The following is a 22719-nucleotide window of genomic DNA, read 5'->3' on the forward strand; positions in this document are numbered from 1 at the left end:
GCGCGCGCCCCACCCCCCCTGGGTCGGGGGGGCGGGGCGCGGCGCCCCCCCCCCCCCCCCCCCCGCCCGTCAGGACCTGGGCGCGAGGCACACCAGGCTGTCGTCGGTGCCGACGAGGAGCGAGCCGGCGCCGGTGACGGCGACCGCGCGGACCGGGGGGCCCGGGCGGAAGGAGAGCGTCGGACCGCCCTCCGGCCGGTGGAGCTCGACGAGGCCGTCGGCCCAGGCCGCGGCGACCAGCGGCCCGTGCGGGGTCTCCGTCGCGTGCAGGGAGACCACCGGCGAGGGGCGTTCGGCGAGGGGCTCGGGGCGGGTGTCGCGGCCGGGCGTCCAGAGCCGGACGCTCCCGTCGGCACCGCCGGAGCAGACGAACGGGGTCTCGGACTCGACCGCGGCGACGGCCGTGACCCGGCCGCTGTGCGAGGCCGACTGGTGAAGCCCGGTCAGGCCGAAGGCGTGCACGGAGCCCAGCCGGTCCCCCACCACCACCGAGCCCGCGATGGCCGCGAGGGCCGTGCCCGGATGGCGGGCCAGGGTCGCCGAGACCGCCTCGGTGAGCCGCTCCAGGTACGGGGGCCGGGGCGCCGTCCCGCGTACGGCGTGCAGCCGGCCCCGGTCGTCCAGGAGCAGCACCGTGCCGTCGGGGGCGGGCGCGAGCGCGGTGATCCGGCCGGGCACGGTGTGCGCCAGGCGCCCGGCGGGGCTCGCGTCGGTCTCGTGGAGCAGCCGCACGGTGCCGGTGGGGTCACCCACGAGGAGGGTGCCCTCCAGCGGGCCGCCGGCCGCTCCGAGCACGGTGACCGGCCCCGGCCAGGGCGGGTTCAGGTCGCCGCGGTGCCGGGCCCACCGGATCCGCCAGGGCGCACCGTCCGCGAGAGCCGCGAGCGCGGGGCGGAGCCGGGGGTCGGCGCCGTCGCCGAGCGCGGCGAGGAGGACCAACGCCCTCTCCTCCGGTGCCTGTTCGCGGCAGAGCGACTGTCCTGCGCGCATCCAGGCGGTCCTGAGCCCGCCGTGCTCGTCGGCGGTGCCCTCACCGGGCCGGGCGGACGGCTCGGGCCCGTCGAGGGTGCCGGGCACGCCGACGAGCGCGGCTCCGGTGACGTACGCCGTGGTGACGAGCAGCGGGTCGGCCGCGCAGACGGCCGCCGGGTCGGAGAGGTCCGGAAGCGGCGGGACCGGCCGCGTGGACACGCCGTCGGCGGTCTCGGCCGCACCGTCGAGGTCGACGACGGCGACCCGGCCCTCGGCGCTCAGGACGGCGGAGGCCGGGGTGCCGCTGCGGGCCTCGACCACGAGGCGGACCCTGCCGACGCCGGCGAGCTCGGCGATGAGCCGGGTGAGCGCGGCGGGTTCGGCGGCGGCGTGCAGGTCCGTGAGGAGGAGGACGGCGCGTCCCGCGGGCCGCGGCTCGCTGGTGGCGAGGGCGTGGACGAGGTCACCGGGCGAGCGGGCGACGACACCGAGGCGGTCGGCGATCGTCCAGGCCGCGCCGAGCGCGCTCTGCCCGGCGAGCGGGACGAGCACCCGCGCGGTGCGGCGGCGGGTGCGGCCGGAGCGGGCGCCGTGGGCGGCGAGCCAGCCGAGGAGGGCCGTCTTGCCGCTGCCGGGGGCGCCGGTGACGAGGCAGAGCCGGGGCGCGTCGGGATCGGTGAGCCAGCCGAGGAGGGCGGTGGCCTCGGCTTCCGTTCCGTCCCAGACCGGGGACGGGCTCGCGGACGGCATGGGGCACCTCACGGGCGACGCGGTGCGGGCGGCTGACGCCTTCGACCTTAGTCGCCCGGGGCTCGGCGGGTGCCGTCTCGGTCGGGCCGGATCGGGGAGCGGTGCCTACGCGTCCGATCCGGTGAAGTGCTCCCGTACCAAGATCTGGACGACCGTCAGGTCCTGGGCGGCCAGGGCGTCGAGCAGGGCGGTGTGCTCGGCCGCGTCGGCGACGAGGACACCGTGGCGGAGGGCGGGGGCGCTGATCAGGGGCCACTGGGAGCGGCGGTGCAGGTCGTCGGCGACGGCGAGCAGTTGTTCGTTCCCCGCGAGGGAGAGGACGGCCCGGTGGAAGGCCCGGTCGGCCTCGGCGTAGTGGGCGCGGTCGCCCCGGGCCGCTGCGGTCGCGGTCGCCTCGGCGAGCGGCCGGAGCTCGGCCCAGCGGGCGGCGGGGACGGTGCGGGCCAGGCGCAGCATGACGGGGACCTCGATCAGCGCGCGGACCTCGGCGAGCTCGGCGAGCTCGCGGGGGGTGCGCTCGGTGACGCGGAAGCCGCGGTTCGGCACGACCTCGACGGCCCCCTCGACGGCGAGGCGCTGCATGGCCTCGCGGACGGGGGTGGCGGAGACGCCGAAGCGCTCGCCGAGCGCGGGGGCGGAGTACACCTCGCCGGGGCGGAGCTCGCCGCCGACGAGGGCGGTGCGGAGGGCTTCGAGGATCTGCCCGCGGACGGAGTGCCGGCGCACGGACCGGGGGCCGGGGGCCGCCGGTTCGCCGTGGGTGTGCTCGCCGCGCGCCTGCTCGGGCACCCGGACGGACCCGGCGTACGCCTCGGGGAACGGGGAGTCTTGACGTACGGGCTCCGGGCGCACGGACTCGCGGCCCGCGGACTCCTGAGGCGCCGGCACCACACGCACGGACTCGCGACCCGTGGACTCCTGAGGCGCCGGCTCGGGGCGCACGGACTCGCGGCCCGCGGACTCCTGAGGCGCCGGCTCCGCGCGCGTGGTGTCGCCGAAGGGCGGGGACGGTCTCTCCGTCGCCCGCTCTCGCGCTGCCCCCTGCTCCACCCGGGTCCCTCCTGCGGCCTCGTGCCGGGCCCGGCTCGCGTCGCCGGGGTCCTCTGTGCACCATAGGCGAACCGACCGACATCCGGGGCATACGGACTGCCTCGCAGGTGGGAGGGGCTCTCCGGTGGTGAGAGGACACCTCGAATCGGGTAAGGTAAGGCTAACCTGCCAACGCTCGCGATTCGGTGGTCCGCATGACCGTCCCCGCCCTGTTGCCCACGCCCCTCACCTCGCCCGTCGCGGCCTCCTACGCCCGGCTCGCCGAGGCCTTCCCCGGTCTGCGCACGGACGAAGCCGTCCCGGGCGAGCGGCTGCCGCGCGGCGCGGGCTGGGTCGGCGCGGAGGAGCTCGCGGCCGGCGGCCCCGCCCTGGACGCCTTCCTCGCCTGGGACGACGCGCAGGTGCTGCGCGACTACGGGCAACAGGCCCGCCCCGACGTCGTCGCCAGCTTCGGACTGCACCGGTACGCCTGGCCCGCCTGCCTCCTCGTCACCGTCCCCTGGTTCCTGGACCGCCGGGTGCCCCGACTGCCCGTCCGCAACGTGTCCTTCCAGCGGGCGCTCGGCCGCATGGCCGTCCGGGTGGAGGAGTTCGCCTGCCTGCCCGGCGACCCCGCGGCCACCCTGCCCGGCGCCCGGGTCGTCGCCGACGAGGAGGCGCTGCGGGCGGAGGTGCGCGCCTCGCTCGCCGAGCACTTCGAGGCCGTCCTCGACGGTTTCGGCTCCCGGATGCGGCGTGGCCGCCGGGCCCTGTGGGGGATGGCCACGGACGAGATCGTCGAGGGCCTCTGGTACGTCGCGGCCCTGCTCGGCGAGGAGCCGCGGGCGATGGCCGAGCTCGAACTCCTGCTGCCGGGCACCCCCAAGCCGTACAGGCCGTACGCGGGCGGGGCGGGCTTCCGCGAGCTTGCGGGCTCCGAGGGGGCGGACGGCGCTCCGCGCACGACCCGCGACCGGGCCACCTGCTGCTTCTTCTACACCCTGCGCCCCGAGGACACCTGCCTCACCTGCCCGCGCACCTGCGACACCGAGCGCGTCCGCCGACTGGCCGCGACGGCCTGACCCCTTACGCCACCCTTCCGGGTGACGTAAATCGAACCCAATGCCTTTTCCCTGCAAGGGCGTTCGACCAGATCACACCTATTCGTATGCCCCGCGACCCCGATGGCGTGCTCTTGCCCGGAAACCCCTTGAGCGCCCCACGGGGTCGGCCAGTATGGCCGCCAAACGCCCTACTGCGATGCAAGGGACACCGCATGAGACTGACCGACATATCGCTGGACTGGCTGCTTCCGGGCGGCGTGATGGTGGCCGGGGTCCTGACGGCGGTGGCGGTGCTCGCGCGCGGGAAGCGCGCCGGTGACCAGGCCGCGGCCGAGGACTCCTGGGAACGCAGCGAGGAGCGCCGCAGACGCAAGGAGGCCGTCTACGGCTTCGCCTCGTACGGGCTGCTCTTCCTCTGCGCGGCCGTCGCGGCGGCGCTCTCCTTCCACGGCCTCGTGGGCTTCGGCCGGCAGAACCTGAACCTGGCCGGAGGCTGGGAGTACCTCGTCCCCTTCGGCCTCGACGGCGCCGCCATGTTCTGCTCGGTGCTGGCGGTCCGCGAGGCCAGCCACGGCGACGCGGCCCTCGGCTCGCGCCTGCTCGTCTGGCTGTTCGCGGGCGCGGCGGCCTGGTTCAACTGGGTCCACGCGCCGCGCGGCATGGGCCACGACGGGGCTCCGCACTTCTTCGCGGGCATGTCCCTGTCGGCGGCCGTCCTCTTCGACCGGGCGCTGAAGCAGACCCGGAGGGCGGCCCTGCGCGAGCAGGGCCTGGTGCCCCGTCCGCTGCCGCAGATCCGCATCGTGCGGTGGCTGAGGGCGCCCCGGGAGACCTTCGCGGCCTGGTCGCTGATGCTCCTCGAGGGCGTGCGGACCCTGGACGAGGCGGTCGACGAGGTGCGCGAGGACCGGCGGGAGAAGGAGCAGAACCGGCTCCGCAGACGCGACCAGGTCAAGCTCGACCGGGCGAGACTCAAGGCGATCAACCGTCAGCACCGTGCCTTCGGGCTCGGTCGCGGCGGCGGGCGCCAGGTCGAGATGGCGGCGCTGGGCGCCCCGGCCGGTGCGGGATCCGGCCCGGGCTCGGGCGGCGGTTCGGGCTCCGCGACACCGGCCGTGCAGGCCGCCGTCGCGGAGCCCGCCATAGCGGACCCCGGACAGCTGCCGCTTCGACCCCGGCCCTCCCTGCAGGCCGTCAGGGGCGATGAGCCCCGACCCGGCGAGTCCCGGACGGTGGACCTCACCGCCGAGGACGACACCCAGGCGCTGCCCCGTCTCGACTCCCTGGAGCGCAAGCTCAAGGACCTGGAGCAGCAGTTCGGCTGAGCGGGAAAGGACACGTCCGGACGGCGGGGCCCCCTCTCAGGCGGCCCCGCCGTTCAGTTCGAACCACACCACCTTGCCCACCTCGTGGTCCTCGACCCCCCAGGAGTCGGCGAGGGCCTGGACCAGGACGAGTCCCCTGCCGTTCGTACCGTCGTCGGCGGGCGGTACGCGCGGCCGTTCCAGTCCGGGCACGAAGTCACGGACCTCGACCCTGAGCTGCTCCGGGACGACCGTCGCGGTCACGACGGCCCCGTGGTCGGTGTGGACCAGGGCGTTGGTCACGAGTTCGCTGGTGAGCAGCTCGGCCACGTCGGAGGCGCCCGGTCCGCCCCACTTCCGCAGCAGTTCCCGCAGGGCGTGCCGCACCTCCGGCACCGCGGTGAGATCCGCGCATCCCACCTTTCTGAGCAGTTGAGTCGGCTGTCGTGCCTCCCCGGCCATATCCCCCCACCCACAGGTCGCGTCGAACAGGCTCACGGGGATGCATGCCCCGCCTCACCGTCCGCATTCATGAGGTGGGGCTTTCCGGACACCGCTCAGGGCCTGGGGACGTTGCGCAGGTTGGAGCGGGCCATCTGGAGCATCCGGCCCACTCCCCCGTCCAGGACGATCTTGCTGGCGGAGAGCGCGAAGCCGGTCACCATGTCGGCGCTGATCTTCGGCGGGATGGAGAGCGCGTTGGGGTCGGTGACGACGTCGACCAGGGCCGGCCCCTTGTGGCGGAAGGCGTCCTTGAGGGCGCCCGCGAGCTGTTTGGGTTTCTCGACGCGGACGCCGTGGGCCCCGGCGGCGCGGGCGATGGCGGCGAAGTCCGGGTTCCTGTTCGTCGTCCCGTACGAGGGGAGTCCGGCGACGAGCATCTCCAGCTCGACCATGCCGAGCGAGGAGTTGTTGAAGAGGACGACCTTCACGGGCAGGTCGTACTGGACGAGGGTCAGGAAGTCGCCCATCAGCATGGAGAAGCCGCCGTCGCCTGAGAGCGAGACGACCTGGCGGTTCCGGTCGGTGAACTGGGCTCCGATCGCCTGCGGCAGGGCGTTCGCCATGGAGCCGTGACTGAACGAACCGATGATCCTGCGCCGCCCGTTGGGCGAGAGGTAGCGGGCCGCCCAGACGTTGCACATGCCGGTGTCGACCGTGAAGACCGCGTCGTCGTCGGCGAGTTCGTCGACGACGGAGGCGACGTACTCGGGGTGCACCGGGACGTGCTTCTCGACCTTGCGGGTGTACGCCTTGACGACGCCCTCCAGGGCGTCGGCGTGCTTCTTCAGCATCTTGTCGAGGAAGCGGCGGTCGGTCTTGGCGCGGACCCGCGGGATCACGCACCGCAGGGTCTCGCGGACGTCCCCCCAGACGGCCAGGTCGAGCCGGGAGCGGCGGCCGAGGTGCTCGGGCCGGACGTCCACCTGCACGATCTTCACGTCGTCGGGCAGGAACGCGTTGTACGGGAAGTCGGTGCCGAGCAGGATCAGCAGGTCGCACTCGTGGGTGGCCTCGTAGGCGGCGCCGTACCCGAGGAGTCCGCTCATGCCGACGTCGTACGGATTGTCGTACTGGATCCACTCCTTGCCCCGGAGGGCGTGGCCGACGGGTGCCTTGATGCGCTCGGCGAACTGCATCACCTCGGGGTGCGCGCCCGCCGTGCCGCTGCCGCAGAAGAGCGTCACCCGGTCGGCGGCGTCGATCATCCGGACGAGGGCGTCGATCTCGGTGTCCCCGGGACGGACGGTGGGCCGGGTGGTGACGAGCGCGGTCTCCGCCGACTTCTCCGGGGCCGGCTGGGAGGCGATGTCGCCGGGGAGCGAGACGACGCTGACGCCGCCGCGGCCGACGGCGTGCTGGATCGCCGTGTGGAGCAGCCGGGGCATCTGCTTCGGGTTGGAGATGAGTTCGCTGTAGTGGCTGCACTCGCGGAACAGCTGGTCGGGGTGGGTCTCCTGGAAGTACGAGAGACCGATCTCGCTGGACGGGATGTGCGAGGCGAGCGCGAGGACCGGGGCCATGGAGCGGTGGGCGTCGTACAGCCCGTTGATGAGGTGGAGGTTGCCGGGGCCGCAGGAGCCGGCGCAGGCGGCGAGACCGCCGGTGATCTGCGCCTCGGCGCCCGCGGCGAAGGCGGCGGTCTCCTCGTGCCGCACCTGGATCCAGTCGATCGCGCGGGTGCGGCGGATCGCGTCGACGACCGGGTTCAGGCTGTCGCCGACCACTCCGTACAGCCGCCGGACTCCGGCGCGGACGAGGATGTCGACGAACTGTTCCGCCACGTTCTTTCTGGCCATGGCTCCATCAACACACGGCCCGGCGGGTTACGCCTCCCAGACGGCCACCCCCGTACGGTCGTCGGCGTACCCCGTCACCCTCAGCTGGGTGTCGGCGAGGAAGGCGGCGAGGCCGGGCGGCTCCGCCTCGCCCCAGCGGGCGGCGAGCTCGTGGGCGAGCGCGGGTTCGCCGCGCATCGGCTCGGCGAGGCCGGGCGAGGCGAGGAGGAGCGTGTCGCCGGCGCGGGCCACCGAGGCGCGGAAGCGGAACGGCTCGGCGGGCGGCGGGACGGGCTCCTCGACGAGCGGCGGCGCGGTCGTGATGCCGAGGTCCATGGTGAGCCTGTCCCCCTCCTCGGTCGCCTCCCGGACGGCGGGCGGCGAGCCGAAGCCGACGACGGGGGCGCCGGTGACGGCGGCCGGTTCGGGCAGGAGCGGTTCGAGGTCCTGCCAGGAGCCGTCGCGGAGCCGGAAGAGCCCGCCGCCGCCGATGCCGAAGAAGACCCGGGTGCGGCACTCGGGGTCGGCGGGGACGAGGAGGCAGCGGAGGGTCGCGGTGTACTCGTCGGGGGCGAGTCCCCGCTCGGCGGCGCGGGCCCGCAGCTTGCCGTAGGTCCGGTCGGTGAGCCGGTGAAGCCCGGACTTGAGGTCGCCGCGGCGGCCGGACCTGATGTCCTCGGAGAGCCGGGCGTGGCTGCGGCAGACGGCCTCGCCGATCCACCGGCAGGCGTCGGCGGCGGCGAGGTGGGCGTCCTCGGAGGCACGGGATCCCGCCGCCACGGCGACGAGGACGAGCGCGGTCTCGTCGTGGCCGAAGCGGGCGGTGAGCAGGGCGTCGCGGCGGGGTTCGCCCCGGTAGCGGGCGGAGTCCCCGCGTACGGAGGCGGCGCGCAGGGTGCAGGTGCCGTAGCGCGCGCCGTCGAGGACCGTGTCGGCGACCAGCTCGGCGAGCTCCCCGGGCCGGGCGACGGGCAGCGCGGTGGGCTCGGGCTCGTAGGTGGGCGGCCTGCTGCCGACGAAGCCGGTCCTGGGCCGGGGCACCGACACCTCGACGGTGAGGTCGTGGGCGCCGCTCCCTTCGGGGTCGGGCTCCAGGGCCACCTGGACGGTGGGCGTCTCGACGGGCGGGGGCGGGGGCACGGGCGCGGGGAAGGTCCTGGGACCCCGGCCCTCGGGCACCTCCCAGGGCGCGGGCCCGGACACGGCAGGTGCCTGGCGGGGGGCCTTGGGCGGCACCGGGGGTGCGGAGGCGGGGCCGGGGCCGGAGGCCGGCGGTGCGGGCGGCGCCTTCGGCACCTTGGGCGCGGGGGCTTCGGGCGGCAGGAGGGGCGCGGGGGGTGTGGGGGGCGCTGGGGGCGCTGGAGGCGCTGGAGCGGCGGACGGTGCCGGGGACGCGGGGGCCACGGGCGGTGCCGGGGGTGCGGAGGCCACGGGCGGGTGCGCGACCGCTGGGGCCACGGGCGGTGGCGGAGTGGGTTGCGTGGGCGGCGCCGGGGGCGCTGGAGCGGCGGGTGGCGCGGGTGCGGCGGCCGCGGCCGGGGCCGATGGAGCGGCGGGGGGCGCCGGGGCCGGGGGCGGCGTGGACGCCTGTGGGGTGCTCGGGGGCCGGGGTGCCGGTGGTGCGGCGGGTGCGGGCGGCGCCGCGCGGCCCGGGGGTGCCGGATCCTGCGCCGGCACCCGGCCCGGCACCGCGCGCGGTGTCGTGTCGAAGTGGTCGTCGAGCGTGTCACCCGAGACCGTCGGGGCCGTGTCCGGCGCCGACTCGTCGTAGAGCTTGTCCCACCAGTTGTCCCCCTGCTGAGTCATGCCCTTATTGTCCACCGCGCGCGGCGCCCGAAAACGGGACATCAGGAAAACCGTTGCTGCGAATGGGTGGTCCGCCGGGCGACCCCACCCCCCACGGGAAGGACGCCCGGCGGACCGTCGTGATCAGCGCACGTCGTAGGCGCGGACCACGGTCTGGGTGACGGAGTTGCCGTTGGCGTCCGTCAGTTCGGTCCTCAGCGTGACCTGCTTGCCGGTCGCGCCCGCGTGGTTCACGGTCGCGGTCCAGCCGCCGCCCTGCTGAGACACCCGCGCTTCGGTCCAGGTCGTGCCCCCGTCGTAGGAGTACGAGAGCGTGGCCGAGGTGAGCGCCGCGGGAGTGTAGCCCGCGTGACCCGTCGCGGTGAGGCCGATGTGCTGGCCGTCGGTCGCGGCGAGGGTCTTGAGTCCGTCCTCCGGAAGGTCGTACCGGGGGAAGAGAATCGGGATGCCCTGAGAATAGACGCTCTCGTCAAGCTTGGAGGTGAATTTCCACACCGAGTTGACGGACGTGGAGCGGGCCCACACCCTGCTGCCGATCTTCATGGTGTTCTGTTCGAGGGTGTACGTCCCGGCTTCGGCCGGTACCTCGAAGACGCCGGACGGCCAGCCGGTCTCGCCGAGGAGCTCGCCGTCGCGGCGGAGGCTCAGGTTCCCGATGTCGCCGAAGGAGCCGGGCTCGGCGTGGTGGGTGCCGTCGCCCCACATGGCGTTCGCGAAGCCGATGAGGTTGCCCTGCCGCTCGGAGACGAGGACGGGCTTCCCCGTGGTGTCGCGCGGCGCGGTGGGGGCGATGACGCCGTCGTACCACTTCTCGGTGCGCTTCTCGCCGGCCTTGTACGCGTGGCGGGCGCCGATCATGATCTCCCCGAACGGGAAGCTGCTGTTGACCATCTGCTGCCAGGTGGTGTCGCCGGCGGAGTAGTACTCGGTGCGGGTGCCGGGCGCCGGGACGGTCTCCAGCGAGCCGAAGGAGACGGCGACGCCGTTCGGGCGGTAGGCGGCCGGGAAGTCCGTGAAGTCGGTGGCGACGCCGGCCGAGCCGTAGGTCGAGTCCGTGCGGCCGAGACGGTCGTCGCGGACCCGGTAGTCCTTGTCGCCGCGGATCGCGCCGGTCTCCGGGAAGGCGAGGTTGTAGAGGTAGGGGCTCTTCGCCGTGGCCTTCCAGGCGAGGGTGACCTCGCCGGCCGCCAGCCTGCCGAGGAGCGCGGTCGCCTCCGTGGACGGGAGGGAGAGGGCGGGCAGGCCGAGGCCGGTGAAGCCGCCGGTCGGGTACCAGCGGCCGGGGGCCGAGTGGTACGTGACGACGGCGACGGCGCCGGCGGCCTTGGCGTTCCGGGCGAGGGTGCCCGCGTTGGTGGAGTCGTCCGGGAGGCGGACGAGGGCGACGCGGCCCTGGACCCCGGCGGCCTTGAGCTCGTCCGGCGTGCCCGTTCCGGCGTCGACGAGGCGGGCGGAGCCCGTGCCGTCGAGGTTGTCGGAGGCGAGGGAGCCGGTCAGCGGGTGCAGGGTGAGGCCGTCGCCGGTCCGCAGCGAGGTGATCTGCGGGGCGGCGGCCCGCCAGTAGCTGCCGAACTCGAAGTCGCCCTCGTCGGCGGCGCCTTCGACCGAGGCGTAGTAGCCGCGGATGCTGCGCGGGCCCGCGGCCGTTCCGGAGTGCAGCCAGAAGTCGTCCCAGGAGCGGGCGAACGCGAGGGTGGCACCGCGGAGTTCGGAGGCCTTGTCGGTCCGCACCGACAGCTTGTGGGCCTTGCGGGCGTCGAGGACGACCGTCGTGTCCTTCCTGATCTCGACCTGCGGGCGGCCGAGGTAGGTGAGCGAGTCGTTCAGCGTGGCGCCCTCGCCCGCGTCGGGGGTGCCGACGAAGGAGGAGAGGAAGTAGCTGCCGGGGCGCAGGCGGTAGACCTGGTCGGCGGCGCCCTCGTTGAAGCGGCGCTCACCGCTGGCGGTGTCGGTGCCGATGACGTCGAGTGAGGAGGCTCCGTCGGCCGGCCGGCCGAGGCGGTCGATCAGCTTGACGCGCAGGGTGACGGTCTCGGGCTCCACGTAGAGGGAGAACGGGGTGGAGACGTGGACGCCGCCCTTGCCGGTGGCGACGACGCGGCCGGTGACGTCGCCGTACTGGGCGCGCTCCAGGCGCGCGTCGGGGTCGAGGCCGAGCGGGACCTCGACGGTGGCGCCGGCCGGGACCGTGACGGTGCGCTGTGCGAGGCGGGCGACGGACGACCGGACGGCGGAGCCGTCGTTGCCGGTGACCTTCTCGACGGCCAGGTTCAGGGTGACCGGGGCGCCGGACGTGTTGGTGTACGGCACGGACACCGTGGTGCGGTCGCTCTTGTCCTGCGGCCAGTTGAACGTGCCGCCCTGGACGGCGGGGGCGCCGAGGACGGTCTGGTCGACGGCGGCCTTGACGTCGAGGCGGCCGCCGCCGACCTCGCGGACGTCGCCGGGGACCCCGCTGTCGGCGGAGGCGACGAGCGCGGACTTGACCTGCTGGGCGGTCCAGTCGGGGTGGCGCTGCTTGACGATGGCGGCGGCGCCCGCGACGTGCGGGGTGGCCATCGACGTACCGGACATGGACTGGTACGCGTACACGCCCCGGCCGCCCGCCGCGGCGGCGGAGATGTCGACGCCGGGCGCGGCTATCTCGGGCTTGAGGGTGTGCTGGACGATCGTCGGGCCGCGGCTGGAGAACCACGCGGTGGAGTCGTCGCGGTCGGTGGCGCCGACGGTCAGCACGCTGGGCGCGCAGCCGGGCGAGGAGACCGTGTTGAGCGTCGGCCCCGAGTTGCCGGCGGCGATGACGAACAGCGTGCCCTCGTTCCGGGCGAGCTCCTCGGCCGCGACGCTCATCGGGTCGGTGCAGTCGGTGGGGACCGGGCTGCCGAGGCTCATGGAGACGACGTCGGCGCCCTGGGCGACGGCCCACTCCATGCCCGCGATGATCCAGGAGGCGGCGCCGGAACCGGAGTCGTTGAGGACCTTGCCGTTGAGCAGGTCCGCGCCCGGGGCGACGCCCTTCTGCTTCCCGTCGCTGGCGGCGCCGGAGCCGCCGACGGTGGAGATGGTGTGGGTGCCGTGGCCCTGGTGGTCGCCGGTGGTGTCGGAGTCGGTGAAGTTCTCCGAGGCGACGATGCGGCCCTTGAGGTCGGGGTGCTCGGCGTCGGCGCCGGTGTCGAGGACGGCGACCTTGGTGCCCTTGCCGTCGTAGCCGGCGGCCCAGGCCTCGGGGGCGTGGATCTGCTTCGTCGACTGCTCCAGGGTGGCTTCGACCTTCCGGTCGAGCCAGAGCTTCTTCAGGCCGGACGCGGAGCGGGCGGCCGGGGCGGCGATGTCGGCCCAGAAGGTGGCGGCCCGCTTCTTGTCCGCTTTCAGCGCGACGCCGTCGACGGCCCTGAGGACCTGGCCGCGCTCGGCACCGCGGGGGGCGGCGGGGACGGAGCGGGCGACGTCGGAGCCGTAGACCGCGATCAGGGGCAGGGTGGTGGTGGCGGCGTCGTCGTAGCCCTGGCGGATCAGGCCGGTGACGTTGAAGAGCTCCTCGTCGACGCGCCCGGCGGCGAGCGCGGCGGTGGCGTCCTCGGGGTAGACGTAGAGGTCCCGGCCGGAGCGGCGGGTCTGGACCAGGGGGACGGTCCCGTCCTCGCGGGGCAGCGCCGTGGCCGCCGGGTTCCCCTCGGCGTCGCGGGTGACCAGGACGCGGTCGCCGGTGACCAGGGTCACCGTGGCGGTCCTGGCTCCGTCGCCGGCGCGGGCCGAGGCCTCGCTGCCGACCAGCGGTCGCTTGCCTGCCGTGTCGTCCTGCGGCCCATCGGCCATGGACGGCGCGACCGCGGTGACGGCCAGGACGACGGCGGTCGCCGCCCCCAGGGCCGTACGCGAAATCGGGCGCATCGCTCTCCCCATCTGAATCCGGAAAAAGGGCACAAGGCGCCCTTCACCGGAGGCTGTTGGTGCTGCGGTGGCGCCACATTGGCAGAGGTGAGGGCGGTACAGGGATGATGGGAGAGGCGGGAATACGCCGTGGCCGTTTCCCGCCAGGTCACCAACGGAACGAATGCCTCCGGTGAACGTCCCCGAAAGATCCGGGGCGCCCGCCGGCGGTGCGGCGAGGGGTGGGGCATCCATGCTGGGAGCGATAGGTCTCGACGAGCGCCAGGAGTCCGCGTACCGCGCCCTGGTCGCGCTGGGCGCGGCCGAGGTCACCGATCTCGCGCACCGGCTCGCCCTGCCCGAGCAGGACACCGAGCGGGCGCTGCGCCGCCTGGAGTCGCAGGGGCTCGCGGCCCAGTCCTCGGCCCGCACCGGCCGGTGGGTGGCGGCCCCGCCCGGCGTCGCGCTCGGCGCACTCCTCACCCAGCAGCGCCACGAGCTGGAGCAGGCCGAACTGGCGGCCAAGCTGCTCGCCGAGGAGTACCGCGCGGAGGCAGCGGAGGCGGCCGTGCACGACCTGGTGGAGGTGGTGACCGGCGCGAGCGCGGTGACCCACCGCTTCCTCCAGCTCCAGCTGGGCGCCCAGGAGGAGGTCTGCGCCCTGGTCACGGGCAAGCCGATCGCGGTCTCCGGCATGGAGAACGACGCCGAGGAGCAGGCGGCGGGGCGCGGGGTCCGCTACCGGGTGGTCCTGGAGCGCGAGGTGCTGACCCTCCCGACCGGGCTGCTCGAACTGTCGGCGGCGCTCGGCCGCGAGGAGAAGGTCCGCGTCGCCGACCGGGTCCCGACGAAGCTGGTCGTCGCCGACCGGTCGCTGGCCATGGTCCCGCTGACCGGGCGGGGCGCGGAGCCCGCGGCGATCGTCGTCCACGCGAGCGGTCTGCTCGAATCGCTGATGGGCCTCTTCGAGTCGGTGTGGCGGGAGGCGCTGCCGCTGCGGCTCGGGGCGGGGGCGCAGGTCACCGAGGACGAGGCGCCGGGCCCGGACGTGATGGACCTGGAGATCCTCTCCCTGCTGCTCGCCGGGATGACGGACGCGAGCGTGGCCAAGCAGCTGGACCTGGGGCTGCGGACCGTACAGCGGCGGGTGAAGGGGCTGATGGAGCTGACGGGGGTGACGACCCGGCTGCAGCTGGGCTGGCACGCGTACGAGAAGGGCTGGGTCGCCCGCGGCTGACGCGGGGGCGTGTGGGAGGGTGAGCGGCCGATTCCGCTTGCCTCACCCCGGGAGTTCCGCCCCATGAACGGACGACGCCGTCGTGCCCTGCTGGCCACCGTGACCCCGATGCTGGAGCCCGGTGAGCGGGTGGAGGTGACGTGCGTCGTCGGCCTGAACACGGTCTCCGTGCACCGGACCGCCGCGTTCGGCGTCGCGTCGGCGGTGCTCAGCGGTGGCGCGATGGCGGTGATACCGACGCCGGTCCCGATGTACCTGGCCATGACCGACCGCCGCCTCTTCGTCTTCCGGGCGGATCCGGTGTTCGCGAAGCCGGTCGAGCACACCCTGACGATCCCGCGCGACGGCCTCTCCCGCTCGGCGGTCAAGGAGCGGGTCCTGAACTCCTCGTTCGTCCTCTCCTCGCCGTACAGCGAGACCGGCCTGAAGATCATCTTCCCGTTGATCAGCCGCAAGGAGCGCAACCTCGTCGTCGCCGCCCTGCCCCTGGCGGCCTGACGCGTACCCCGTACGCCCCGCGCGACCTGCGGGAATCCACGGCATCGTGCACCCTGGGCAGCGTGGGTGTGTGGCAGCTCCTGATGATCGCGACGGTGATGCTGCTCGGTCTGTTCGGGGTGCTCGCGCCCGGCGTGCCGGGAACGTGGCTGGTGTGGGCCGCGATGCTCTGGTGGTCGCTGCACGAGCGGACGGACCTGGCCTGGATCCTGCTCGCCTCCTCGACCGGCCTGCTGCTCCTGACCCAGGTGATCGTCTGGCAGCTGCCGCCGCGCCGCTTCCGTGGCGTCGGGATCACCCGGCGGATGGTGGCGTACGCGGGCGTGGGCGCCGTCCTGGGCTTCGTCCTGATCCCGGTGGTCGGCGCGATCCCCGGCTTCGTCGGCGGGATCTACCTCTCGGAACGCCTCCGCCTCGGCGGCCACGGCCAGGCGCGGGCGGCGACCCGGACCGTGATGCGGGCGGCGGGCACGAGCGTCCTCGTGGAGCTCTTCGCCTGCCTGCTGATCGTGGGGGCGTGGGCGGGGGCGGTGCTCTGGGGCTAGGGACCGTCCGGCGGACGGCGGGGTCCCGGGTCCCAGGTCCCAGGTCCCAGGCCGGTCCCGTCCCGGGACCGATCCGCCGGGCGCGGGGGCGCGCGATGCTGGAGGCATGAGGGATTTCGAGGGCTTCAGCGCGGCCGAACGCGCCTATCTCACGGAGGGCCGCAAGCTGGCCCGGATAGCGACCGTCGACCCGTCCGGGCAGCCGCAGGCCAATCCGGTGGGGTTCTTCCCGCAGGAGGACGGCACCGTCCTGGTCGGCGGCCTCCGCATGGGCGAGACCAAGAAGTGGCGCAACCTCCGGGAGAACCCGAAGGTGGCGCTGGTCGTCGACGACCTCGCGAGCGTCCGCCCCTGGCGGGTGCGGGGCGTCGAGATCCGCGGCGAGGCGGAACTGCGGGTCGGCCCGCACGAGCTGGGCCCGCACTTCAGCCCGGAGGTCATCCGGATCCATCCGCACAGGATCCACAGCTGGGGACTGGAGGACTACCCCGCCGCCGGGGCCGAGCCGAGGTAGCGGGCGGCGTAGGAGCGCCACGGGCGCCACGCCTCCGTCTCCGGGGCGTCCGCCGGGGGCACGTCCGGGTCGCCGAGGGCCCGCATCCGGATCAGCGCGGCGGCCTCGGCGCCCACCCCGGGGACGGCCAGCAGCGCGCGCTCGGCCTCGTCGCGGTCGGCGCCGGGGTCGAGGCGTACGGCTCCGTCGGCGAGGGCCCGCGCCAGCGGCCCCGCGACGGGGTGGCCGGTGAGGGCGGCGGGCTCGGGGAAGACATGGGTGAGAGTGCCGCAGGCGGTGGCCAGCGGGGTGCCGTACCGCTCGACGAGCCGGGCGGACTCCTCGGCGCCGACGACCGTCCGCAGCGCGAACTCCTCGGGCTCGGCCGTGCCCGGGGAGCGCACGCCGGGCCGGGCGGCCACCTCGGCGGCGAGCCCGGGGGCGGCCCCGAGGCGCTCGGCGACCGCGTACGGGTCGGCGTCCATGTCGAAGAGGCGGCGCAGCCGGTGGACGGCGGTGGTCAGGTCGCGGAGCTCGGTGAGGTGGATCCGGGCCTCCAGCCAGGGCCCGCCGGAGCGCTCGTCGACGGAGACGACACCGGTGCCGTACGGGAGGCGGAGCGTGCGCCGGTAGGTACGGGCGCCGGGGGTGCCGACGACCTCCTCGACCCGGGGCACCGCCTCGGCGGCCAGCAGGTCGAAGACCTCGCCGGCCGCGTACGGGCCCCGGTGCGCCAGACGCAGCGGCACACCGGCGGCGAGCGCCGTGCGGGCTCCCGCGCCGCTGCCGGCCTCGGCCCGCAGGGCGGTGGGGGTGCGGGCGTAGACGGCGCGGATCGTCTCGTTGAACTGGCGGACGCTGGCGAATCCGGCCGCGAAGGCGATCTCGGTGACGGGCAGCCCCGTGGTCTGGAGCAGCAGCCGCGCGGTGTGCGCCCGCTGGGCGCGGGCGAGCGCGACGGGGCCGGCGCCCAGTTCGGCGGTGAGCTGGCGCTGCACCTGGCGGGTGCTGTAGCCGAGCCGTCCGGCGAGTCCGGGCACGCCCTCGCGGTCGACGACGCCGTCGCCGATCATCCGCATGGCGCGCCCGACGACATCGGCCCGGACGTTCCACTCGGCGGAGCCGGGCACCGCGTCGGGCCGGCAGCGGCGGCAGGCGCGGAAGCCGTGGCCCTGGGCGGCGGCGGCCGTCGGGTAGAACGAGACGTTCTGGCGTTTGGGGGTGACGGCGGGGCAGCTGGGACGGCAGTAGATGCCGGTGGTCCGGACGGCGAAGAAGAACTCTCCGTCGAACCGCGCGTCCCTGCTGCTGACCGCCTCGTAGCGGGTGTCGTCGTCCCTCATGACTCCCAGTGTGCGGGAGCCGCCCCGACCCGGCTCGCGGTTTTCGGACACCACGTTCGGATGCGGGACGGCGGCCCGGCGGCACCGGACGGGACCCGGGCCGTTTCGTTCGGATCACGCCGCGAACCCGGCAGGATCCGAAGGAGACGGCCTAGCGGCCCCGGCCGCCGCGCTTGATCTCCATGGCCGTGCGACCCTCCCGGCCCATGCGCTTCCACTCCTTGAGCATCTCGTTGCGGACCCGGGCGTCGGTCTTGGCCACGATCCGCCGGTTCTCGCGGATCAGCTTCTGGTAGCTCTCCAGACGGCGCACGGGCAGCGAGCCGTCCTCGATGGCGGCCGCCACGGCGCAGCCCGGCTCGGACTCGTGGCCGCAGTCGTGGAACCGGCAGTCCGCGGCCAGCTCCTCGATCTCGGAGAAGACCTGGCCGACGCCGGCCTCGGCGTCCCAGAGCCCGACGCCGCGCAGTCCGGGGGTGTCGATGAGGACTCCCCCGCCCGGCAGGACGAAGAGGTTGCGGGTGGTGGTGGTGTGGCGGCCCTTGCCGTCGATGTCACGAGCGGCCTGGACGTCCATCACGTCCTCGCCGACCAGCGCGTTGGCGAGGGTCGACTTGCCGGCGCCGGAGACGCCGAGCAGCACGGTCGTGCCGCCCGCGACGGTCGCGGAGAGCACGTCGAGCCCTTCTCCGGTGGCGGAGCTGAGGGGCAGGACCTGCACGCCGGGCGCGACGGTCTCCACGTCCTCGACGAGGTAGGAGAGCCCGACCGGGTCGGGCACGAGGTCGGCCTTGCTGAGGACGACCGTCGGCTGGGCGCCGGACTCCCAGGCGAGGGCGAGGAAGCGTTCGATCCGGCCGAGGTCGAGCTCGACGGCGAGCGACACCGTGATGACGGCGTGGTCGACGTTGGCGGCGAGGATCTGCCCCTCGGACCGCTTGGAGGAGGTGGAGCGGGCGAAGGCGGTACGGCGCGGCAGGCAGGCCCGTACGTACCGGGGATCACCGGCGTCCGCCGGGTCGACGGCGGCCCAGTCGCCGGTGCAGACGACCCGCAGCGGGTCGTGCGGGGTCACGAACGCCGTGTCGGCGCGGATGACGCCCTCGGCGGTGGCGACGTCGCACTGGCCCCGGTCGACACGGACGACCCGCCCGGGAACGAGTCCCCGAGCGGCGTACGGCGCGAAGGCGGCGGCCCAGCCGGAGTCCCAGCCGTGGGCGTCGAGCGAAGAGGAGGAGGAGACGGAGGAAAGCGGGAAAGACAAGGGGGACCCTTCAAAGGGGTGGCCCCGGCGGCGCGCTTCGAGCGCGCGCGGATCGAGTGGGTGTCAGCCGGAGACCACAGGGGTGGGAACGATGAACTCCTGAATGCGGGCAGAGCCCGTCACCGTGACAGTCATCAATGTCCTCACCTCCTGCTTCTTCTCAACGAACCGACACCGCCCCCTCGGGAGCGGATGAGCAGCACCTTAGCCCCGGCCGGAGCACGGCACCACCGAATTAACGTCACCGCTTCACGCGGCTGCGTACCGCCAGGAAGGCGAGGCCGAGCAGGGCCGGTTCGACGAGGCGGGCGGTCATCTCGACGTACGTCCCGATGAGGGTCAGGTCCTGGCCGGAGGCACGGAAGATCACCGAATTGGCGACCACCCTGAGGGACTTCTCGAACCTCGCGGCCGACAGGCGCTTCGCGTACGGCCCCTGGGGGGCGGCGGGGTCCGGTCTCCTGGTCGTCAGGGTGATCCGGTGGCCGTCGGTGGTCCCGGCGCTGACCGGGTCGGGGTCGGCCCGCGGCAGCCCCCACAGCATCATGGCGAGCACGGTCGCCGTCATCGCGAGGACCAGCCAGACCAGGGCGCGCACGGCGCGCAGGCCGTAGCCGGAGAGTGCACAGTACAGCCGCAGCAGCATGCGCTCGCCCCGGGGTGCCGCCGCGTCGTGGCGGCGCATCTCCATCTCGCCGTAGTAGAAGTCGGCCGCGCCCGGCTCGTTCCGGCCGTCCTCGAGCGCCTTGCGGAGCTGCCGGTAGACCGGGGCGAGTACGCCGGGCTCCTGTACCGCGACGCCCGGTGGCGCGGGCGTCCAGCCGTCGCCGTGCCGGGCCGCCCGCCAGTGGTGCTCTTCGGCGAGGGTCCGGCGGCGTATCCGGCGCGGCCCGGGCGGTGGTGCCGACAGGTGGCAGCGGCCTTCGAGCCGCAGCTGGTCCAGGTGCACCGCCTCCACGAAGAGACAGCCGGTCAGGTCGACGTCCGCCAGTACGAGGTGCGCGGCGTCCACGCCCTGGACCGAGGTGACCCGCACCCGGTCGTCGGTGAGCCCGGGCTCGTCGATCGCCTCGCCCTCCGGCGAGACGAACCGGCGGGGCCGGCCGACGACGGTCACCGGGAGCTCCAGCACGGCGTCGCTCAGGTCCACCCGGGCGTATCGCAACCGCAGCGCGGCCGTGGACGCCCACCGTGTCCGCCGGCAGTGGACGTCCCGCGCGGCGGCCTCCAGCGTGACGGGGGTCTCGAAGACGGCGTCGGAGAGGTCCACCGTTCCCGGGCAGACCAGCGGGCCGATCCGGGCCGTACGCCGGAACACCGCCCGCCGGAAGCCCACGCCGGCCTCCAGCCGGGCCCCGGAGAACGAGAGGTCGCCGCTGATCGCCGCCCCGTCGAAGGTGGCTTCCGAGGCGAAGTGGGCCTCGGCGAACGGCATGTCCCCGCCGATGTCCGCCCCGTCGAAGCGGGCGCTGCCGCGGTGGAAGTGCGCCCCGTCGAAGCAGGCGCGGCCGGCGATCCGGATCTTCGTGAAGTCGGCGCCCTCCTCGAAGACCACGCCGTCGAAGGAGGCCTCCCCTTCGACGACCGCGTCGCCGAAGGACGCGACGCCCCGCACGCGGGCTCCCGAGAAGGAGGCGTCCCCGCACGTCATGCGCCGGAACATCGCGGTGCCGCCGACCTCGCGGACGTGGAACCGCAACGCGCCCTGGATCCGGGCCTCGTAGAACCAGGCGTCCCCGTCCACGTCGCTGTCGTCGAGCCACATGTCTCCCGCGACCCGCGCCGCGCCCATGCGGAGATCGCCCCCGGTCCGTACGTCCTGGACGTACACACCCCCGCCGAAGACGGCCGAGGCGAAGGAGCAGAAGCCGCCGAAGTCGACGCCCGTCAGTTCGGCGTCTCCGGTGAACCGCGCCTGGTCGAACGACGCGTCCCCCACGCGCGCCCGCCCGGTCCCCGGATCCCTGAGCGGTGCGAGGAGCTCGTCGAGCAGGCCCTGGGTGAAGGGGGTGCCCCGGTGGTCGAGGTCGGTGCCGGGGGTCAGGGAGGCCAGATGGGCGGCCCTTTCGGCGCTGTCCAGATGCGCCAGGCAGGCGGTGTACGAGCCCACGCTCCGCCCCCGGCAGGTCTCTCCGGTGTCGAGGTGTCCGCAGTGCGGCCACGCGGGGGCGTCGGTTCCGTTCATCCCAGCTCGCTTCTCATGCCGCCACGACCGTCACGTCCCTGCGGTCACGCCCCTTCGGCCGGTCGACCAGCGCCTCGACCACCCATCTCCCGGGAGGGACGACCAGTTCCGCCCGGTAGCGGTCGGGCCCGTGCCGGCGGAAGGCGACCGGGTGCCTGTCGTTGCGGCCCGAACGCCACACGAACGTCCGCAGGTTGCGCCTCGGCAGGTCGTGTCCCAGCAGGTCGATCACGAACGGGCGGCCGGCGGCGGCCACGTCCCCGGGGAAGTGCAGGACGATGCCCTCCTCACCGGCGAGCATGCCGCCGGGCGGGCGTCCCGCGCGGATCGCGAGCATCGCGTCCCGGAGCGCGGGGCCGCTCGCCAGGTCCGCGTTCCGGACGCCGGTCCACAGCATGGGGTCCGTACCGGTCCAGTCCGCGACGGCCGACCGGCGGGGCACCGTCCCGTCGCCGGGGCCCGGCACGCCGTCGGTGACGCGTGACCCGTCGGAGGAGAGGACGAGCGTCTCGGGGCTCGGGAAGTCGGCGCTGCCCAGGCAGTGGACGGCGTAGGGCAGGGGGCCGGCGCCGCGGTGCCCGTCGCACGCCGAGCGGAACTCCTCCTGGAAGGCCACCGCCGCGCGGACGGCGTCGCCCGGCAGTCCCGGAACCGGGTACCGGCCGTCGGTGATGCGGCGCTCGCGGCTCTTTCCCCCGACCCGTACGGAGGGGTACACCGGCAGCATCTCGGCGACCGCCGGCAGGTCGAGCGCCCAGTCGCGCAGCGCCTCGTTCAGCCGGGCGGCCACGTCCGGGCCGGGGCCGGCGTCCCCGGGGACCGCGTGACCGGCCAGCAGCCGGGCGGCCTGGACCAGTCCGTGCTGCGGGGTCCCGAGGGTGACCAGGGTCCGGGCGGTCTCCCGGCCCTCCTCGCGTTCCAGGTAGTGCCGTCCGATCAGACCGCCCGTCGCGTGGCACACCAGGATGACGCGCGGGTCGTCGGCGCGGTCCGGGTAGTACGTGCCGACCTCCGCGGACCACCGTTCGAGCTCGCGCGCCACCCGCTCCTTCAGCTGCCGGGCCACCAGCCGGTGGGACAGCCTCCAGTCGTACCCGAACGGCACGAACTGCGCGTCGGGCGGGTCGGCGAGGGCGGCACGGAGACCGGGGTACCCCATGCTGGACAGCAGCCCGGGCACGGAGTCCGGGACCTGCAGCAGGGTGTCGGCGTCCAGCCGGAAGGGGCCTTCGGGCAGGGCGTCCCCCAGGCCCGGCGGGAGGGCCGCCTCCGTGAGCGCGGCGGCCCCCGAGCTCATCAGCCGCTCCCCGCATCGCGCCCAGACGTCCTGTCCGTCCCGGCACAGCCGGGTGCCGAGAAACCCCGGCACGAACACCACCAGATCGTGCTCCACTCACCCTCCCCCTGTCCCGTCACCGAAGAACGTGCGCGGCAGCCGGATCAGGTCGCAGCGGTCCTCCCCCTGCAGCGCCATCACGAGACCCTCCGGGTCCATCGCGGTGCGGACGGCGTGCACGTCGTACCCCCGCGTGGGAATCCCCGGCCCGTCGAGCCATCGCCGGGACCAGACGTCCCACGCGCGCGACACCGCATCCGGCATGCAGAGCAACAGCACGGGCCGTTCCACCGGGCCGGCGAACACGAGGGACGTCACGTCGGGGAAGTCCCCCGGCAGCCGCTCCGGAGGGTGGGGGCTCCCGTCGCCGGAGCAGTCCTTGACGTACACGCTGCCGTGGTCCGCCCAGGCCAGCAGGGGCATCGAGGCGTCGTCCTCGTCGTCGTACAGCTCCCCGAGGGCGAGACAGGAGGGGACGGCCGCGAGAAGGACGCGCTGCTCGACGCCGCGCTCGCCCTCGGTCCAGACCCGCAGCTGGTCGCTCAGATCGCCGGCCATCCAGTACGAGCCGTCCCGCAGGACCCTCGTGTCGATCCCGCAGAAGCCGCGGTCGGTCCGGATCTCGCGCACCGCCGTCCCGCCGGACGAGGCGTCGGCCGGGACCTCGTGGCGCACCAGCCGCCGGCCGGGCGCCCCCCCCCCCCCCCCCCCGGGGGCGGCCCGGGGGGCCCGCCCGCCCCGCCC

At 74.6% G+C, this 22719-nt stretch carries 17 protein-coding genes; 6 read left to right on the top strand and 11 right to left on the bottom strand.

Going from position 1 to position 22719, the window contains the following annotated elements; genetic code table 11:
• Nucleotides 1-69 precede the first annotated feature (69 nt).
• Together ACFV2S_RS06730 and ACFV2S_RS06735 are read right to left on the bottom strand one after the other, a co-directional pair.
• The gene (locus tag ACFV2S_RS06730) at nt 70-1722 is read right to left on the bottom strand and encodes a hypothetical protein (protein WP_385554877.1); all 1653 of its coding nucleotides are present in this window, start codon (nt 1720-1722) and stop codon (nt 70-72) included.
• Between the two features lie 105 nt (nt 1723-1827).
• Nucleotides 1828-2574 (bottom strand): GntR family transcriptional regulator, encoded by a 747-nt coding sequence (locus ACFV2S_RS06735; protein WP_385555275.1) that lies wholly within the window; start codon nt 2572-2574, stop codon nt 1828-1830.
• Nucleotides 2575-2966: 392 nt separating this feature from the next.
• Here ACFV2S_RS06735 and ACFV2S_RS06740 point away from each other — a divergent pair, with 392 nt between their 5' ends.
• A complete protein-coding gene (locus ACFV2S_RS06740; protein ID WP_385554879.1) occupies nt 2967-3833 on the top strand; it encodes a (2Fe-2S)-binding protein in 867 nt (288 codons plus the stop codon).
• 194 nt (nt 3834-4027) lie between these two features.
• The gene (locus ACFV2S_RS06745) at nt 4028-5140 is read left to right on the top strand and encodes a DUF2637 domain-containing protein (protein WP_385554881.1); all 1113 of its coding nucleotides are present in this window, start codon (nt 4028-4030) and stop codon (nt 5138-5140) included.
• A 36-nt stretch (nt 5141-5176) separates the two neighbouring features.
• Here ACFV2S_RS06745 and ACFV2S_RS06750 read toward each other — a convergent pair whose 3' ends face one another.
• The 4 genes from ACFV2S_RS06750 to ACFV2S_RS06765 all read right to left on the bottom strand — a co-directional run bounded on the left by ACFV2S_RS06750 (nt 5177) and on the right by ACFV2S_RS06765 (nt 13095).
• A complete protein-coding gene (locus ACFV2S_RS06750; RefSeq protein WP_385554883.1) occupies nt 5177-5581 on the bottom strand; it encodes an ATP-binding protein in 405 nt (134 codons plus the stop codon).
• 95 nt (nt 5582-5676) lie between these two features.
• Nucleotides 5677-7419 carry a pyruvate dehydrogenase gene (locus tag ACFV2S_RS06755; RefSeq protein ID WP_385554885.1) on the bottom strand — a complete coding sequence of 581 codons (1743 nt, stop codon included), beginning with the start codon at nt 7417-7419 and terminating at the stop codon, nt 5677-5679.
• Between the two features lie 27 nt (nt 7420-7446).
• Nucleotides 7447-9204, bottom strand: a complete 1758-nt coding sequence (locus ACFV2S_RS06760; RefSeq protein WP_385554887.1) for a protein phosphatase 2C domain-containing protein — start codon at nt 9202-9204, stop codon at nt 7447-7449.
• A 123-nt stretch (nt 9205-9327) separates the two neighbouring features.
• The gene (locus ACFV2S_RS06765) at nt 9328-13095 is read right to left on the bottom strand and encodes a S8 family serine peptidase (protein WP_385554889.1); all 3768 of its coding nucleotides are present in this window, start codon (nt 13093-13095) and stop codon (nt 9328-9330) included.
• A gap of 232 nt (nt 13096-13327) precedes the next feature.
• Here ACFV2S_RS06765 and ACFV2S_RS06770 point away from each other — a divergent pair, with 232 nt between their 5' ends.
• The 4 genes from ACFV2S_RS06770 (at nt 13328) to ACFV2S_RS06785 (ending at nt 15868) form a co-directional block, all read left to right on the top strand.
• Nucleotides 13328-14311: a helix-turn-helix domain-containing protein gene (locus tag ACFV2S_RS06770; RefSeq protein WP_385554891.1), complete on the top strand. Its 984-nt coding sequence runs from the start codon at nt 13328-13330 to the stop codon at nt 14309-14311.
• A 63-nt stretch (nt 14312-14374) separates the two neighbouring features.
• A complete protein-coding gene (locus tag ACFV2S_RS06775) occupies nt 14375-14809 on the top strand; it encodes a hypothetical protein (RefSeq protein ID WP_385554893.1) in 435 nt (144 codons plus the stop codon).
• A 62-nt stretch (nt 14810-14871) separates the two neighbouring features.
• Complete coding sequence (locus ACFV2S_RS06780) at nt 14872-15354, top strand: DUF456 domain-containing protein (RefSeq protein WP_383784930.1); 483 nt, start codon at nt 14872-14874, stop codon at nt 15352-15354.
• A 106-nt stretch (nt 15355-15460) separates the two neighbouring features.
• A complete protein-coding gene (locus ACFV2S_RS06785) occupies nt 15461-15868 on the top strand; it encodes a PPOX class F420-dependent oxidoreductase (RefSeq protein WP_385554895.1) in 408 nt (135 codons plus the stop codon).
• Here ACFV2S_RS06785 and ACFV2S_RS06790 read toward each other — a convergent pair.
• From ACFV2S_RS06790 to ACFV2S_RS06810, 5 genes are all read right to left on the bottom strand, one after another.
• The gene (locus tag ACFV2S_RS06790) at nt 15838-17190 is read right to left on the bottom strand and encodes a DNA-3-methyladenine glycosylase 2 family protein (protein ID WP_385554897.1); all 1353 of its coding nucleotides are present in this window, start codon (nt 17188-17190) and stop codon (nt 15838-15840) included. The two genes, ACFV2S_RS06785 and ACFV2S_RS06790, sit on opposite strands and share 31 nt — an antisense overlap.
• Nucleotides 17191-17341: 151 nt before the next feature.
• On the bottom strand, nt 17342-18454 hold the full coding sequence (rsgA, locus tag ACFV2S_RS06795; protein WP_385554899.1) for a ribosome small subunit-dependent GTPase A: 1113 nt from the start codon (nt 18452-18454) through the stop codon (nt 17342-17344).
• 241 nt (nt 18455-18695) lie between these two features.
• Nucleotides 18696-20639: a pentapeptide repeat-containing protein gene (locus ACFV2S_RS06800; RefSeq protein ID WP_385554901.1), complete on the bottom strand. Its 1944-nt coding sequence runs from the start codon at nt 20637-20639 to the stop codon at nt 18696-18698.
• Between the two features lie 13 nt (nt 20640-20652).
• On the bottom strand, nt 20653-22032 hold the full coding sequence (locus tag ACFV2S_RS06805; RefSeq protein ID WP_385554903.1) for an esterase/lipase family protein: 1380 nt from the start codon (nt 22030-22032) through the stop codon (nt 20653-20655).
• Nucleotides 22033-22650 (bottom strand): hypothetical protein, encoded by a 618-nt coding sequence (locus ACFV2S_RS06810; RefSeq protein WP_385554905.1) that lies wholly within the window; start codon nt 22648-22650, stop codon nt 22033-22035.
• Between the last annotated feature and the right edge of the window lie 69 nt (nt 22651-22719).

It is taken from the genome of Streptomyces sp. NPDC059695 (assembly GCF_042733785.1).
GTDB lineage: Bacteria > Actinomycetota > Actinomycetes > Streptomycetales > Streptomycetaceae > Streptomyces.